We start from the raw sequence: 14,192 nt of genomic DNA, 5'->3' as shown, positions 1-14,192 counted from the left end.
GCAGGAGGTTCAGGCTGGGTCAGGCGGGCGGCAGGACGCCGCTCCAGCCCGGCAAATAGCGCGCCTGCTGGCTGCGCGCCAGCTTCATGGCCTGCGCCAGTGCCTTGCGGAAATTTTTCTGCAGGCTGGCGGGCGCGATGCGGCTGCGCAAGAAATCGGCCCACAGGAATTCGCTGAACGGCGTCACGTCCTTGGCGTAGCCGCCCGCGCTGCGCAATTCGCCGGCCAGGCTGCGGTAGGGATCGTCGTGCAAGCCGCTCAGGTGCCGGGGGATGGCGGAAAAATCGCGGCGCAAGCCTTCGCTGTCGTACGGGTGCACCCACTGGTGGTGGTCCATCACATGCCAGAAGTGCAGCGGTTCCAGCCAGGACAAATCCTTGAGGATCATCAAACTGACGCTTTTCACGCCTTCCTGGTGCAGCGCCAGGCCGAAATGGTGGTGGTCGACGATGTAGTGGCGCCCTTCCGGACCGATAATGCTGGGAAACCAGTGGTCGGCCAGCGCCGCCGCCCGCGCCTTCCGGCCCAGGCTGGCCCAATGCGCGCGCTTGAGCGCCACCTCGGCCATGCCCACCGTGATTTGCGTGGGCAGCAGCTTGTTCAGCCGTCCCTTGACCAGTTGCGGTTTCACGCTTGTCATACCGTCTCCCAGATGCATGGCCTGGCCGCCAGCGTAGCATAGTCGCCGCTACTTTTCAGGCGTGGCGCAGCCCAGCAGGCGCACGGCCTCGGCCACGCTCAACTCACTGAGCAGCAGCGCCGGCGCCGCCTCGGCGGCCAGCATGTCGCGCAGCGCCAGTTGCAGCACGGCGCACGCCGGCTCCTTCAGCCGCGCCAGCGCCAGGGCCAGCCCCCGCTGGCGCGCAAACGCGGCAAAGTCGCGCAAGGCTTCGACGCTGCTGCCATCGAGGTCGGGCGACTCTTCCAGGCTGAGGATCACCTTGCGCAGCGGACCGGCCCGCTCCTCCAGCAGGGTGCGCGCCAGGTGCAGGCTGCGCTCGGCATTGACGAAGAACAAGGGTTCATCGAGGCGCAGGATCAACGTGTCGGGCTGCGCGCGGGCCGCCGGGTACAACGCCAGTTTCACGTAATCGTGGCTGTCGCCCAGCCGGCCCAGCACGGACAAGCCCGGCCGCGACAGGCGGCGCAGCATCAGCAGCAGGCTCATGGCGATGGCTGCCAGCAAGCCGTCGAGCACGCCGAACAGCAGCACGCCGGCAATGGCCGCCAGCACCAGCAGGCGGTCGCGGCGCCAGGTGAAATAAGGCCGCAAGGAAACAGGGTTCAGGGTATGACTGACGGCATGGATGACCACGGCGGCCAGCACGGGCACGGGAATCAGGGCCACCAGCGGCAGCAGGGTCAGCACGATGACGCCCACGACGGCGGCGGCCACCAACCCCGCCAGGCGCGAGGTGGCGCCGGCCGCCTCGTTGGCGGAGGTGGCCGAATAGCCGGCGCCCACCGGCATGGCCTGGAACAGGCCCGCCACCACGTTCGCCGCGCCCAGCGCCAGCAAGTCGCGCTCGGGCGCCACGGCGTCGCCATGCTTCAAGGCAAAACTGCGGATGGCGCCATACGATTCCGCATACAGGATCAGCGCCAGCGCAAACGCCAGCTCGGCCAGGCGCGTCCATTCCTCCTGCGTCAGGCGCGGCAAGACAGGCATGGCCAGGCGCACATCGATGGCGCCCACCAGGGCCACGCCATGGCGCGGCAAGTCCAGCCATTGCCCGGCGGCGATGCCCAGCGCGATGACGATCAGGCCGGCAGGCCAGCGCTGCAGCCGCCGCAGCAGGAACAGCGACAGCAGCGCCGCCGCGCACAGGCCGGCGCCGCTGCCGTTCCACTGCCCTGCGCCTGCCAGAAGGCCTGCCAGCAGATGCGGCACATCGCCGTGCGCTGGCTGCACGCCCAGCACGCCGGGCAGCTGTTTCACGATGATCACGATGGCCAGGCCGAAGGAAAAGCCCCGCAGCACGGGCTTGGCGATGAATTCCGTGATGCTGCCCAGCCTGGCCAGCCAGGCCAGCAGGAAAAATGCCCCCGTCAACATCACCAGTCCCGCCATCAGCATCAGCCGGTGCCCCGCCGTGCCGCCCGGCATGGATGCCATGGCCGCGGCCAGCACGGCGGCCGAGGACGACGTGGCCGAGACGATGGCAAAGCGGCTCGTGCCCAGCACGCCGTAGCACAGCAAGCCCGCAAACAGGGCCAGGATGCCCGCCTGGGGCGCCAGGTTGCCGATGCTGGCATACGCCACCGCTTCCGGCAGCAGCAGGCCGGCGATCGACAGGCCGGCGCTGGCATCTTGCCAGCGGTTCATTTGCGTCGCAGCCGATGCGCTCATGGAGGCTCCTGGTGGGTGGCGCCCGTCCGCGCCATGATGCGGCAAAACGGCGGCATGCAGGCTTACGGCGCAGCGGCGCCGTCCACTTCCGACACTTTCCTGCCGGCGCGGAAGATGGAATAGATCACGGCACCGACGCGCTCATACGGCACTTCCGGCTGCGTGCGCAAGGCAACGCTGGCAATGTACTCCTCGGACAGGACGGCCAGCATCTCGTCCACCGTGTGGACGCGCCGGCCCGCCACGGTGATGTCTTCCTTGCCCAGCATGACCACGGGCGGCGGTGGCGGCACGCTGGCGCAAGCCGCCAGGCACAGCAGCAATGCCGCCGCGCTTCCCGCATGGACGAATCTGCACATGTTTTTCCCCTTTTCCCGCAGCTTACAGGCGCGGGACTGGCACCGCAACAGGCGCCGACTACCGCCGGCACCCCGCGCCGTGCGAAAATGCCCGCCTTCGCCATTGCCGGATTCTGCCCATGCCGCACGCTGCCCTCGCTATTCCTGCCACCCTTTCCGAGCGCGACGCGCGCCGCATCGCGCGCCATGCGCCGGCCGCCGACGCCGCCCGCTTCCTGCATCCGGCCCAGCAAGCCCTGCTGCACCGGCGCGGCTGGCTGACGATGCTGGCGCCGCGCGGCGCGGGCGGCGCCGAGCTGCCCTTGCCGCAAGTGGTGCGCCTGGAAGAAGCCGTGGCCGCCATCGACGGCAGCATGGGCTGGGTGCTGACCCTGTGCGCGGGCGCGGGATGGTTTGCGGGCTTCCTGGCGCCCGACATGGCGCGGACCATCATCGGCACGCCACGCGTCTGCCTGGGCGGCAGCGGCGCGGCCACCGGTGATGCGGAAGAGGAAGGCGACGGCTACCGCATCACGGGCAGCTGGGACTACGCCAGCGGCGCGCCGATGGCGACCCACTTCACGCTGAACGCCCGGCTGCGGCGCGATGGCCAGCCCCTGCTCGATGCGGAAGGCAAGCCGCGCATCCGCGCCTTCCTCGTGCCCGCCGCCCTGGTGCAGCTGGTGCCCTCGTGGAACAGCATCGGCATGCGCGCCAGCGCCTCGCACAGCTACCGCATCGACGGTCAATGGGTTGCCAAGGAACACGGTTTCACCATCGCTCCTTCGGCCGCGACGGCAGACGGCCCCCTGTACCGCTACCCGTTCTATTCGCTGGCCTACGTGACCCTGGCCGCCAACGTGGCCGGCATGGCCAGCCATTTCATGCAACTGGCCGAAGAAGGCATGCGCCACCGCCGCCATGCGCGCGCCGGCTTGCCGCTGCTGGACGTGCCGGAAGTGGCCGCCATGCTGCAAGCCAGGAAACAAGCGTTCACATCCGCCCGCACCCGCTTCTATGCCATGCTGGACGACAGCTGGGCGCAGGTGGCGGGCGGCGCGGCGCTCGGCGCGGATGCCATGCAAGCCGTGCAGGACCGTTCGCTGGACCTGGTCGCCGCATGCCGCGCGGCCGTCGGTGATGTGTATCCGTATTGCGGCCTGTACGCGGCCCGCGAAGACAGCGCCATCAACCGCGTGTGGCGCGATTTCCACACGGCCAGCCAGCATGCGCTGCTGCTGCCGTAATCTGCCTGAACGCCCGGCGCGGCATCGTCATTGAGCGCCTTGGCGCGGATAGCTGTCGTCCGCCACCTGTTCCAGCCACTTCACCGCCGTGCCATCTTGCGCCTCGGCAATAGCGACGTGCTGCATGGCGGACGTGGCCGTCGCGCCATGCCAGTGCTTGACGCCGGGCGGTATCCACGCCACGTCGCCCACGGCCAGCGCCTGCATCGGGCCCTGCCAGTGCTGCACCCAACCCTGGCCTTGCGTGACGATCAGGGTCTGCCCCAGCGGATGCGTATGCCAAGCCGTGCGGGCGCCGGGCGCGAAGCTGACGATGGCGCCGCCCACGCGGGCCGGCGCCAGGCGCTGGAACCTGGCGTCGACTGCGACTTTCCCCGTGAAATAGGCGGCGTCGCCGATGCTGCTGGGCATGGCGGCGGCGCGCGTGACGGTGACGGCCGCTGGCGCGGCAGCCGGCTCGGCGGAGACGGCCCCGGCGGGCAGGCAAAGCGGCAAGAGTGCCGCGGCGTATCGGTGCATGTGGATATCCTTTCTTGCCGCGCGGGGCGGCGGTCGTTATTTGCGGAAGACTTCTTTCGCCACGGCCAGCGCCGAGACGGCATTCGGCCAGCCCGCATAGAAGGCCAGGTGGGTGATCGCCTCGACCAGCTCGTCCTCCGTCAAGCCGTTCTGGCGCGCCAGCAACAGGTGCGATTTCAGCTGCTCGGGACGGTGCATGGCCACCAGCGCGCTGACGGTCACCAGGCTGCGGTCGCGTTTGGACAGCTGGGGACGCTCCCAGATGTCGCCGTACAGCACCTTGTCCGTGAGGTCGGCCATCTTTGGCGCGAAGTCTCCCATCAATTGCTGCGCGCGCGAGGGCGGCTTGCTCTGCGCATCCAGCGTTTGCGCTGGCGCAAAGACGGGCAGCGCCAGGCAGGCCGCCAGGAAGCCCGTTTTCATGCCGTTCGAGAAGACCCCCATCACGCCCCCAGGTGCTGGCGAAAGAAGGCGTCCAGCCTGGCCAGCGACTGCGCGATGTAAGGCGGCCGGTCGTACAGGTCCACGTGCGAGGCGCCCGGCACGACGAACAGTTCCTTCGGCTGCGCCGCCCTGGCGTACGCATCCTCGCTGAAGTAGGCCGAGACGGCGCGCTCGCCGACGATCATCAGCAACGGGCGCGGCGCGATCGTCTCGATCTGCGCGAACGGGAAGAAATTCATCATCGGCGCCAGGCTCGTCAAGGCGTACAGGCTGGTCGAGTGCGGGTGCTGGCCCCGGGGCGTGGCGTAATAGTCGAGGAATTCGCGCACGATTTCCGGCGCGTCCGGCCCGGCCGACTCGGGCAGCGCGCGGATGTCGCGCCGTGGCTCGCCGCGCGCCTCGCGCGTGCGCTGCTCGCCGACCTCGTCCAAGGTCTTCATGCGCTGCTCGTAGGTGAGCGTGTCGCCCAGCCCCTGGCGGCGCGCGCGGCCCATGTCGTACATGCTGACGGTGGCGATGGCCTGGATGCGGTGGTCGACCTGCGCCGCGCTGACGGCATAGCCGCCGCCACCGCAAATGCCCAGCACGCCGATGCGTGCCGGGTCCACGGCCGGATGATTGCTGAAGAAATCCACGCAGGCGCTGTAATCGCCCACGCGCGTGCCCGGCACTTCCGTGTAGCGGGGCAAGCCGCTGCTGTCGCCGTAATGCGAAGCGTCGAACGCCAGGGTCACATAGCCCAGTTCCGCCAGCTTTTGCGCGTGCAAGCCGGCCGTCTGTTCCTTCACGCCGCCGAACGGGTGGCCGATGACGATGGCGGGGTATTTTTTGGCCGCATCGAAGCGGGCCGGCGTGAACAGGTTGGCCGCGATGACCGTCTGCGCGCTGGTGTTGGGGAACGTGACGCGTTCGATAGCGACGCCGTTGCGCCGGGGATGGCCCACGACCATGGGCAGGGTGGGCGCGGACGCCGGCGCTTGCGCCTGGGCCGCGCCTGCCAGGGCCATGCCGGCGCCGCCGGCCACCATGGCCAGCGAGGTGTTCAGGAAGGTGCGCCGCTGCGGCTGGGGGACTTCATCACGCATCTGTATTTTCCTTGTAAACATTGATATGGAACAAGCCGCGTACGAGGCACGCTTGTGGCAGATCAAGCGTACCCGCCCTCGCCCACCGTGAATAGACAGGCAAATCCACTAAAGTCTATAAGCACAGCTTATGAATGGCGCCGCCGGCCAGCCATGCCTGGCAGCAAAGGCAGCCGGGCGCCATGCGGCCTGGATTGCCTGATAAGATGGGGACATTGCTACTTCCCGCTCCCCTATCCATGCACGTCAACACGCTCAGCAGCCTGGCGCAACTTTTGGCCAGCGCCGAAACGGAAACCCTGGCTTTTCCCACCAGCATCAATACGGCCCTGCTCCTGCAAAAGGAACTGGCCAATCCGGATTGCCACTCGGCCGACATCAGCCGCTTGCTGCTGTGCGAACCGACCTTGTCGGCGCGCGCCGTGGCGCTGGCCAATTCGGCCCTGTTCTCGCCCGGCCAGGCGCCCGCCATCACCAGCGTGCGCGCCGCCGTCGAGCGGCTGGGCCACCGCAACCTGTATGCGCTGGCGACGGCGGCCGTCATCCGCCAGCTGAACGCGGGCATCCGCGACGAAGCCTTGCGCGCCCGCGCCACCCAGCTGTGGGCGCACACCGTGCACGTGGCGGCGCTGGCGCACGGGCTGGCCGCCACCGTCACGCAGACGGACGCCGATACGGCGCTGTTCGCCGGCATCGTGCATGAAGTGGCCGGCTTTTATTTGCTGGCCCAGGCCGACAAGACTCCGGGCCTGTACGCCCAGCTGGAAACGCAGATGGCATCCACGCTGGAAGTGATCGGCCGCGCGCTGATGCGCCAGCTGGGCGTGCCGCTGCCGGTGGCCGACGCCGTCAACGCCTTGCCCGGCTCGACCATCATGCTGCCGCCCGAGGGCTTGCGCGACACCCTGCTGCTGGCCAAGGCGCTCTCTCCCGTCCCTTCGCCGCTGCCGCAGGCCAGCGTCACCGTCAGCGAGGCGCTGCAAGCCTATCTGGAGCATGATCCCGTGCTGCAGGCGCTGCGCACGCAGCCGTCGGCCGAAGCGAAGGGCCTGATCGAGGTACTGCTCAGCTGATGGCCGATCTGCTATGATGGCGCGAGCCGGGATGGACCCGGTCCGCTTTCATTGATGCTCACTGGAAAACTGCCTTGACTACCTCCTTACGCATGCTCGGCCTGGCCGCAGCTCTGACCATGGCGTGCAACGCCAACGCCGACAGCTTCGTTTCCTCGGCCTCCAGCGCCGGTTCCCAGTCGAGCGGCAGCATTTCCGATTCGCTCAACGGTTCGAGCAACAGCTCTTCGCGCGACAACAAGGTGGCCAATGGTCCCTACCGCATCATCGACGTGGCCGCCGTGCCGGGCCGCGCCGGCATGACGCGTTTGACCATGCAGGCCGACGCCACGGCCACGCCGCTGGTGCTGGACTTGCCGCAAGCGGCGCTCGACAAGCAGCAGCTGGCGCAGGGCGACGTGGTGCATGCGCAAAACCGCGCCTACGGCATCGAATTCTCGCGCAACGACACGCGCGCCGCCTTCTTCCTCGTGCTGGCCGATGACTGGTACGGCGAAATGGCCACGCGTCCCGTCAGCCTTTGATCTTGCGCAAACTGGCGCCGCTGCTGGCCGGCTGCGCCGCGCTCGTCCTGGCTGGCGCCGCCCAGGCGGGCACCTCAATGTCCTCCTCGCGCTTTTGCGACCGCGCCCAGGAACTCACGGCCACGGAACAGGACCGGCTCTTGCGCTTTGCCGCCGTCGTGCGCGAGGAACTGGCCGCCAGCGAAGGCAGCGTGGCCCTGATCAGCCGCTCCGGCCTGGACCTGGCCCGCTTCGGCATCCGCTATTCGCACGCCGCGCTGGCCTGGCGCCACGACAATGACAGCGGCTGGTCCGCGCGCCAGCTGTACTACGCCTGCGACGAAGGCCGCCCGCGCATCTTCGACCAGGGCACGGCCGGTTTCGCCATGGGCACGGAAAACCCGGCGCTCGGCTACATCTCGCTCGTGAAATTGCCGGCCGAAACCGTGCCGCCCCTGCGCCGCGCCCTGCTCGACCCCGTGCGCGTGCAGCAGTTGCTGGCGGGCCGCTACAGCGCCAACGCGTATGCTTTCAATTTGACATACCAGAATTGCAATCAGTGGGTGGTGGAAATGCTGGCCTCGGCCTGGGGCGAACTGGCGGCAGGCGGCGACTTGCGCGCCCGCGCCCAGGACTGGCTGCGCGCCGCACCATATGCGCCCGCCCCCGTCGACGTGGGTGCGCGCTGGCTGATGCTCGGCTCCATCTTCGTGCCCCTCGTGCACATGGATGACCACCCGCCTGAGGCAATTCGCTCGATGCGGCTGGCGGTGAGCCTGCCGGCCAGCCTGGAAGCGTTCGCGCGCCAGCGCCTGCCCGCCAGCGAACGCGTGGAAATCTGCCACGACGGCAAGCAGGTGGTGGTGCACCGGGGTTGGGAACCGATCGCCGACGGCTGCGTGCCCGGCGCAAACGACCGGGTCATCGCCCTCGACGATACCTGGCTTCCCTAGGCAGACTACTCGGCCAGGGCCGCTTCGACGTGATCCAGCAGGCGCGCTGATTCGAGCCCCTGCCCCATCCGGCGGGCCAGCTCGCCGCACGCCAGCCTGACTTCGGGCGCGTCCAGCAGGCGCGCCAACTGCCGCTGCATGCGCCCGGCAGACAAGCGCTTGGCCAGCAAGACCTCTCCCACACCGAGCCGTTTGGCGCGCCAACCGTTGTCGAACTGGTCGTACGCGAACGGCACGATCAGCTGCGGGATGCCCGCGCGGAAGGCGTCCGCGCTGGTGCCGATGCCGCCGTGGTGCACCACGGCCGCCACGCGCGGCAACAGCGCCGCGAACGGCGCGTGCGCCTGCCACAGCACGCCAGCCGGCAAGTGCTGCGACACTTGCGCCGCATGGGGCGTGAGGAACAGGCCGCGCCGCCCCAGCCGCCGCAAGACGTCCAGCGCGATACTGAAATAGCGTTGCGCATGCTGGTGGCCGGTACCGGGCGTAAACACGATGGGCGGCTCGCCCTCGCCCAGAAAGCGTTCGAGTTCCGGCGGCAGCGCTGCGGCGCCAGGCATGGCGGCGGCGGTGAAATCGGCTTGCGCGAAGTGCGGCGGCCAATCCGCCTGCGGCGCGGCGAACCAGGCGGGAAACAGTCCCAGCGAGGCGTCCGGCGCGGCCAGCATGTGCCCAAAAAAATGCGCTTCCGGCGGCAAACCGTGCTGCGCGCGCGCGCCGTTCAGCCCAGGCAGCAGCACCGGGTCGATCATGGCGCGGTGGATCATCCGCCACAGGGCCTGGCGCCAGGCCAGCGGTACCCACGCGGGAATGCGCAGCGAACCGGCCGTCAGGAAATCATGGCTGCTGCACAGGTTCGATGGCGCGAGATACGCCGCGACGATGCGCAAGTCCGGGCGCACAGACCGCGCCAGGGCCGCCATCGGCACGAGGATGGGATGGCACAGCACCACGCAAGCCTCATCGGCCGGCAAGCCTTGCACGATGTCGCGCACGGCGCCCAAGTGCGGCACGAGGCCGTTCCACACCACGCCCCAGCCCTTGCGTTCATCCCACAGGCCGGGGTTGCCCAGCATGGCCTGCCCCTCTTCCGCGCTGCCGAAGGTGCGATACGGCAACTTTGACGCCTGCGCGGCCGCTTCCTGCCAGCCCGGCACCAGCAGCAGCACGCGCCGGCCCCGTTGCTGCAAGCCCTGCGCCAGCGCGATAAACGGCTGCATGTCGCCGCCGGTGCCGCTGCTGGCGATGATGACGAGCGGGGATGGGTCAGCCATGCGGCCATCCTTGCCTGGTAGCAATTTTCAGCGGAAAATCAAGCAAGAACGAGGGGTGCATGGGCATCTTTCCTAGTTGAAACACCCAACGATAGTAAGCGATTAACGTTAGCATTTCAATCAATTATTGAGCGCGGCACGGCGCCATGCCTGCCGCTGCTACACCGGCAGTTGCAGCACCATGTCCCATCGATCGATGCCCGGCCCGAAGCCGTCCGGCGTCACGTTGACCGTCACGAAACCGTAGCCCGCATAAAAGCCTTGCGTGTGCTGGCTAGTATTCATGCGCACGCTGGCAATGCCCGGCACGGCGCGGATGGCGTCCAGGCGCGCCTGCGTCAGCGCCCGGCCCAGTCCCTGGCCATGCGCATCCTGCGCCACCATGCCCCAGCACAGGCTGGCGACGCCGCCGCCCGCCTCGATGGCATGGCCGCCGCAGGCGACGATGCGGCCATCGCGCAGAATGACCAGGTAGGGATGCGTCGAGGTATCGAGCCAGGCGGCAAAGTCCGCGCGCTCGAACGGGTCGAAAAAGCGCGGTGTATTACCGTCGAACAGGGCCAAGCAGGCGTCGCGGTCGCCGGCCTGGTAAGGGCGTACAGTCTGCATGTGTTGTACCTTCAGTAACAGGAACGCAGATTATACGGGCGAGCACTCACAGCAACTGCTCCGACGTCACCACGTGCACGCCCGGCGCGGCGGCCAGCGCCGCTTCCAGCAAGGCGCTGGCGATGCGCGGCGCGGGATTGATGCGCCAGCGGCGCGGCAGCACGGGACCGAGCACGCGCAGGACGCGCAAGGCGGCGCCCTCGCCCGCCCGCGCCACGGCGCGCTCGCCGCCGATCAGGCCCGGCCGCACGTACGTGAGCGAACGAAAACCCAGCGCTTGCAGGTCGCGTTCCAGCTCGCCCTTGACGCGGTTATAGAAGATGCGCGAAGCGGCGTTGGCGCCGGCCGCGGAATTGAGCACATAGACTGGCGTGCCGGCCGCCAGCGCCAGCCGCGCCACGGCCAGCGGATAGTCGTGGTCCACGCGAGAGAATATTTGCCGGGTGCCGGCCACCTTCATCGTCGTGCCCAGGGTGCAGATGACGGCGTCCGCCTGCCACCACGATGCGTCCGGCGGCAATTGATCGAAATCAATGACAGGCGCGGACAGCTTGGGATGCGACGGCAAGGGCTTGCGCACGGGCGCCACGATGGCCGTGATCCGCGCATCCATCAACGCCAGGCGCAGCACTTCGCTGCCGACGAGACCGGTAGCGCCTACGAGCAGTAATTTCATTGCATCCCAGTATAAAGTTGCTCACAGCCACCACCATACACGGAACTCAGGACAGGCGCAGCGCCAGCGCGGCCAAGGTCACCAGCAGCACGGGCACGGTCAGCACGATGCCGACGCGGAAATAGTATCCCCAGGAAATGTGGATGTTCTTGCTATCGAGCACGTGCAGCCACAGCAAGGTGGCCAGGCTGCCGATCGGCGTGATCTTCGGCCCCAGGTCGCTGCCGATGACGTTCGCGTAAATCATCGCTTCGCGCACGGCCCCCTGCGCCGTCGTCGGGTCGATGGCCAGGGCGCCGACGAGCACCGTCGGCAAGTTGTTCATCACGGACGACAATAACGCCGTCAGCACGCCCGTTCCCATGGCCGCGCCCCACACGCCGTATTGCGCAAAGTGGTTCAGCATGCCCGTCAGGTAAGCCGTCAAACCCGCATTGCGCAAGCCGTACACGACCAGGTACATGCCCAGCGAAAAGACAACGATGTGCCATGGCGCATGGCGCAGCACGTAGCGCGTGGAAATCACGTGGCCCTTGCCGGCCACGCCCAGCAGCAGCGCGGCGCCCACGGCGGCGATCAGGCTGATGGGTACGCCAAGGCTTTCCTGCGAGAAAAAGCCCACCAGCAGCAGCGCCAGCACCAGCCAGCCGGCGCGGAAGGTGGCCAGGTCACGGATGGCGGCGTCCGGGCGTTTCAGCTGCGCCACTGCATAGTCGCGGGGAATATCCTGGCGGAAAAAGAGCAGCAAGGCCGCCAGGGTGGCCAGCACGGCGACGACGTTGACGGGCACCATCACGGCCGCGTACTCGGCAAAGCCGATCTTGAAGAAATCGGCCGAGACGATATTCACCAGGTTCGACACCACCAGCGGCAGGCTGGCAGTGTCGGCGATGAAGCCGGCCGCCATCACGTAGGCCAGGGTGGCCTTGGCGGAAAACTTCAGCGCCCGCAGCATGGCGATGACGATGGGCGTGAGGATCAGCGCGGCGCCGTCGTTGGCGAACACGGCGGACACCAGGGCGCCCAGCAAGACCAGCAGCACGAACAGTTTTCTGCCGCTGCCGCCGCCCCAGCGCGCCACGTGCAAGGCGGCCCATTCGAAGAAACCGGCCGCGTCCAGCAGCAGGCTGATGATGATCACGGCGATGAAGGTGCCGGTCGCGTTCCACACGATATGCCAGACGACGGGGATGTCGCCCCAGTGGATCACGCCGGCCAGCAAGGCGACACAGGCGCCGATGACGGCGCTCCAGCCGATGCCCAGGCCGCGCGGCTGCCAGATGACGAGGGTTAATGTAGCAAGAAAGATCAGGAAAGCGGTCAGCATGCGGTGAGGTCCCGTTCGATGCGGCGTCGCGGGCACCATGCGCCGCAGCCTGCGTATGTCGACAATATTTCCATAATACTGGAATTATTGAATCAAAGCAAAGCTGCGGCGCATTTTCTTACTTGAGCGCGATGGCGATATCGGTCAGCCCCACCGCCCCGTTGCCGATGGCGGATGCCGCCGGAGTGGCCGCGCCGCCGCTCAGCACGGCCGCGCCTGTTGCCAGGTCGATGCGGTACAGGGAGCTCGGTCCTGCGGCAGACGTGCGCAGGGCCGCCAGGGCCAGGCCGTTCGCCCCGCCCGCGATATCGAAGCCCGCGTCGCCCGCCGCCGCCACGCCCAGCAGGCCCACATTCACCAGGGTGCCGTCGTTGGGCGGATTTTGCAGGGCGAGCGCGGCGCTGGCCGTGTCGATATCGAACAGCATGGTGGCCGTCGTGCCGGCAAAGCTGTTGGTGTAGGCCGCCGCCGTGACGACGGGCGCCGCGCCCGCGCGGTTGACGGCGCCGTCGGTCGTGGTGGCGCCCGTGTCGACGTTGATGCGCAGGCTTTGTCCCGTGTTGCCGATCACGCGCAGGCGGTCGGCGACGGGGTTGAAATCGACACCGAAGGCCGTGCCGGCGATGGCCGTGTACGGCGCGGTGACATCCGCCGCATCGGCGGCGAGCGTCGCCTTGACGGTGGCCGCGCCCGTGGCCGGGTCAATGGTGACGATGCGCCCCGCCGACGAGATTCCGTACAGCAAGCCATCCTTGGGACGGATGTCAAAGCCCAGCAAACGCTCGCCCGCCGCCAGGCCCGTGACGGCCACGTTGGCGTCCAGCGTGTTCGGCGTGGCCGTCTTGAAGGTGACGATGCGGGCGTCGTCCGTCAAGCCGTAGGCGATGGGCGCGCCCGGCCCTGCCAAGGCGATGCCGCGCAGGTCCTCCGTCACGCCGATGGCCGCCACCAGGGTCGCCGGGGCGGTGGTCGCGGCCAGGTTCACGGTATACAGGTTGCGCACGCCGGCCACCGTCATGACAGCGTAGCCCGTGTTCGTGCGCGCATCGATGTCGAAGCCCGCCACGCCGGTGGCCGCCACGCCCAGCGGCACGGCGCCGGCCAGGGTGCCGTTGTTGGGCGGATTTTGCGTGTACAGGGTGGCGTTGGCCGCATCGATGACGAACAGCGTGGTGCTGGCCGTGCCGGCGAAGCTGTTGGTGTAGGCCGCCGCCGTGATGGCCGTGTTGCCCGCGCCGCCGTTGATATTGCCATCCGTCGTCGTGGCGCCCGTGTCGACATTGATGCGCAGGCTTTGTCCCGTGTCGCTGACGATGCGCAGACGGTCGGCGACCGGGTTGAAATCGACGCCGAATTGCGTGCCGGCCAGCGCCGCATAGGGCGCCGTCGTGTCGGCCGCGTCGGCCGCCAGGCTGGACTTCAGCGTGGCGGCGCCCGTCGCGCCGTTCAGGGTGTAGATGCGCCCCGTGCTGCCGACGCCGTACAGCTGGCCATCGGCGGGACGGAAATCGATGCCCAGCAGGTTCTCACCGGCCTGCAGGCCCGTCACGGTGGCCGTGGTGCGAATGGTGGCGGGCGTGGCGCGGTCGAACGACAGCAGTTTATTGCTGACGGTAAGCACGAAGACGTCGCCTGCCAGCACCACGGGCGGCGGTGGCGTGACGGGGTCGTGGTGGCTGCTGCTGCCGCCGCAGGCGGTGAGCGACATGGCGACGGCGGAAGCGAGCAGCAGCTTGGCGAATGGCAAGGTTGGCAAGGTCGGAAGGATCGGCATGGTCGTGGCCCCTGTAAGAG

At 68.3% G+C, this 14,192-nt stretch carries 15 protein-coding genes; 4 read left to right on the top strand and 11 right to left on the bottom strand.

Features of this window, described 5'->3' with window-relative positions; genetic code table 11:
* Nucleotides 1–19 precede the first annotated feature (19 nt).
* The 3 genes from O0881_RS00440 to O0881_RS00430 form a co-directional block, all read right to left on the bottom strand.
* Nucleotides 20–640, bottom strand: a complete 621-nt coding sequence (locus tag O0881_RS00440) for a ParB-like protein (protein ID WP_289909560.1) — start codon at nucleotides 638–640, stop codon at nucleotides 20–22.
* A gap of 48 nt (nucleotides 641–688) precedes the next feature.
* Nucleotides 689–2,350 (bottom strand): SulP family inorganic anion transporter, encoded by a 1,662-nt coding sequence (locus tag O0881_RS00435; protein WP_289909559.1) that lies wholly within the window; start codon nucleotides 2,348–2,350, stop codon nucleotides 689–691.
* A 62-nt stretch (nucleotides 2,351–2,412) separates the two neighbouring features.
* Nucleotides 2,413–2,709 carry a hypothetical protein gene (locus O0881_RS00430; protein ID WP_289909558.1) on the bottom strand — a complete coding sequence of 99 codons (297 nt, stop codon included), beginning with the start codon at nucleotides 2,707–2,709 and terminating at the stop codon, nucleotides 2,413–2,415.
* A gap of 119 nt (nucleotides 2,710–2,828) precedes the next feature.
* Between O0881_RS00430 and O0881_RS00425 the strand changes: the two genes are divergently transcribed.
* Entirely contained in the window at nucleotides 2,829–3,935 is a 1,107-nt protein-coding gene (locus O0881_RS00425; protein WP_289909556.1) for an acyl-CoA dehydrogenase, read from the top strand.
* Nucleotides 3,936–3,962: 27 nt separating this feature from the next.
* Here O0881_RS00425 and O0881_RS00420 read toward each other — a convergent pair whose 3' ends face one another.
* The 3 genes from O0881_RS00420 to O0881_RS00410 are packed head-to-tail and all read right to left on the bottom strand — an operon-like array spanning nucleotide 3,963 to nucleotide 5,983.
* Entirely contained in the window at nucleotides 3,963–4,454 is a 492-nt protein-coding gene (locus O0881_RS00420; RefSeq protein ID WP_289909554.1) for a cupin domain-containing protein, read from the bottom strand.
* Between the two features lie 36 nt (nucleotides 4,455–4,490).
* Nucleotides 4,491–4,877, bottom strand: a complete 387-nt coding sequence (locus tag O0881_RS00415) for a carboxymuconolactone decarboxylase family protein (RefSeq protein WP_289909552.1) — start codon at nucleotides 4,875–4,877, stop codon at nucleotides 4,491–4,493.
* Between the two features lie 20 nt (nucleotides 4,878–4,897).
* Nucleotides 4,898–5,983, bottom strand: a complete 1,086-nt coding sequence (locus tag O0881_RS00410; protein ID WP_289909551.1) for an alpha/beta hydrolase — start codon at nucleotides 5,981–5,983, stop codon at nucleotides 4,898–4,900.
* Between the two features lie 206 nt (nucleotides 5,984–6,189).
* Here O0881_RS00410 and O0881_RS00405 point away from each other — a divergent pair, with 206 nt between their 5' ends.
* From O0881_RS00405 to O0881_RS00395, 3 genes are all read left to right on the top strand, one after another.
* Nucleotides 6,190–7,056 (top strand): HDOD domain-containing protein, encoded by an 867-nt coding sequence (locus O0881_RS00405; RefSeq protein WP_289909549.1) that lies wholly within the window; start codon nucleotides 6,190–6,192, stop codon nucleotides 7,054–7,056.
* Between the two features lie 92 nt (nucleotides 7,057–7,148).
* Nucleotides 7,149–7,580 (top strand): hypothetical protein, encoded by a 432-nt coding sequence (locus O0881_RS00400; RefSeq protein WP_099664287.1) that lies wholly within the window; start codon nucleotides 7,149–7,151, stop codon nucleotides 7,578–7,580.
* Nucleotides 7,577–8,512, top strand: a complete 936-nt coding sequence (locus tag O0881_RS00395; protein WP_251349082.1) for a DUF2145 domain-containing protein — start codon at nucleotides 7,577–7,579, stop codon at nucleotides 8,510–8,512. Before O0881_RS00400 ends, O0881_RS00395 begins: the two co-directional genes overlap by 4 nt.
* A 5-nt stretch (nucleotides 8,513–8,517) precedes the next feature.
* Here O0881_RS00395 and O0881_RS00390 read toward each other — a convergent pair whose 3' ends face one another.
* The 5 genes from O0881_RS00390 to O0881_RS00370 all read right to left on the bottom strand — a co-directional run bounded on the left by O0881_RS00390 (nucleotide 8,518) and on the right by O0881_RS00370 (nucleotide 14,172).
* On the bottom strand, nucleotides 8,518–9,786 hold the full coding sequence (locus O0881_RS00390; protein WP_289909548.1) for a nucleotide disphospho-sugar-binding domain-containing protein: 1,269 nt from the start codon (nucleotides 9,784–9,786) through the stop codon (nucleotides 8,518–8,520).
* Nucleotides 9,787–9,945: 159 nt separating this feature from the next.
* Nucleotides 9,946–10,395: a GNAT family N-acetyltransferase gene (locus O0881_RS00385; protein ID WP_289909547.1), complete on the bottom strand. Its 450-nt coding sequence runs from the start codon at nucleotides 10,393–10,395 to the stop codon at nucleotides 9,946–9,948.
* 46 nt (nucleotides 10,396–10,441) lie between these two features.
* Nucleotides 10,442–11,071 carry an NAD-dependent dehydratase gene (locus O0881_RS00380; protein WP_289909546.1) on the bottom strand — a complete coding sequence of 210 codons (630 nt, stop codon included), beginning with the start codon at nucleotides 11,069–11,071 and terminating at the stop codon, nucleotides 10,442–10,444.
* A 46-nt stretch (nucleotides 11,072–11,117) separates the two neighbouring features.
* Complete coding sequence (locus O0881_RS00375; protein ID WP_289909544.1) at nucleotides 11,118–12,398, bottom strand: arsenic transporter; 1,281 nt, start codon at nucleotides 12,396–12,398, stop codon at nucleotides 11,118–11,120.
* A 118-nt stretch (nucleotides 12,399–12,516) separates the two neighbouring features.
* A complete protein-coding gene (locus O0881_RS00370) occupies nucleotides 12,517–14,172 on the bottom strand; it encodes a DUF4394 domain-containing protein (protein ID WP_289909542.1) in 1,656 nt (551 codons plus the stop codon).
* Between the last annotated feature and the right edge of the window lie 20 nt (nucleotides 14,173–14,192).

Source organism: Janthinobacterium sp. SUN100 (assembly GCF_030397705.1).
Lineage (GTDB): Bacteria > Pseudomonadota > Gammaproteobacteria > Burkholderiales > Burkholderiaceae_D > Janthinobacterium > Janthinobacterium kumbetense.
Note: the sequence above shows the minus strand (reverse complement) of the source record. Positions and strands in the feature narration are given on the sequence as shown.

What these genes read in the sequence shown, in the direction of transcription:
- O0881_RS00440 (WP_289909560.1), bottom strand. Translation starts at nt 640, where the DNA reads ATGACAAGCGTGAAACCGCAACTGGTCAAGGGACGGCTGAACAAGCTG.
- O0881_RS00435 (WP_289909559.1), bottom strand. Translation starts at nt 2,350, where the DNA reads ATGAGCGCATCGGCTGCGACGCAAATGAACCGCTGGCAAGATGCCAGC.
- O0881_RS00430 (WP_289909558.1), bottom strand. Translation starts at nt 2,709, where the DNA reads ATGTGCAGATTCGTCCATGCGGGAAGCGCGGCGGCATTGCTGCTGTGC.
- O0881_RS00425 (WP_289909556.1), top strand. Translation starts at nt 2,829, where the DNA reads ATGCCGCACGCTGCCCTCGCTATTCCTGCCACCCTTTCCGAGCGCGAC.
- O0881_RS00420 (WP_289909554.1), bottom strand. Translation starts at nt 4,454, where the DNA reads ATGCACCGATACGCCGCGGCACTCTTGCCGCTTTGCCTGCCCGCCGGG.
- O0881_RS00415 (WP_289909552.1), bottom strand. Translation starts at nt 4,877, where the DNA reads ATGAAAACGGGCTTCCTGGCGGCCTGCCTGGCGCTGCCCGTCTTTGCG.
- O0881_RS00410 (WP_289909551.1), bottom strand. Translation starts at nt 5,983, where the DNA reads ATGCGTGATGAAGTCCCCCAGCCGCAGCGGCGCACCTTCCTGAACACC.
- O0881_RS00405 (WP_289909549.1), top strand. Translation starts at nt 6,190, where the DNA reads ATGGGGACATTGCTACTTCCCGCTCCCCTATCCATGCACGTCAACACG.
- O0881_RS00400 (WP_099664287.1), top strand. Translation starts at nt 7,149, where the DNA reads ATGCTCGGCCTGGCCGCAGCTCTGACCATGGCGTGCAACGCCAACGCC.
- O0881_RS00390 (WP_289909548.1), bottom strand. Translation starts at nt 9,786, where the DNA reads ATGGCTGACCCATCCCCGCTCGTCATCATCGCCAGCAGCGGCACCGGC.
- O0881_RS00385 (WP_289909547.1), bottom strand. Translation starts at nt 10,395, where the DNA reads ATGCAGACTGTACGCCCTTACCAGGCCGGCGACCGCGACGCCTGCTTG.
- O0881_RS00380 (WP_289909546.1), bottom strand. Translation starts at nt 11,071, where the DNA reads ATGAAATTACTGCTCGTAGGCGCTACCGGTCTCGTCGGCAGCGAAGTG.
- O0881_RS00375 (WP_289909544.1), bottom strand. Translation starts at nt 12,398, where the DNA reads ATGCTGACCGCTTTCCTGATCTTTCTTGCTACATTAACCCTCGTCATC.
- O0881_RS00370 (WP_289909542.1), bottom strand. Translation starts at nt 14,172, where the DNA reads ATGCCGATCCTTCCGACCTTGCCAACCTTGCCATTCGCCAAGCTGCTG.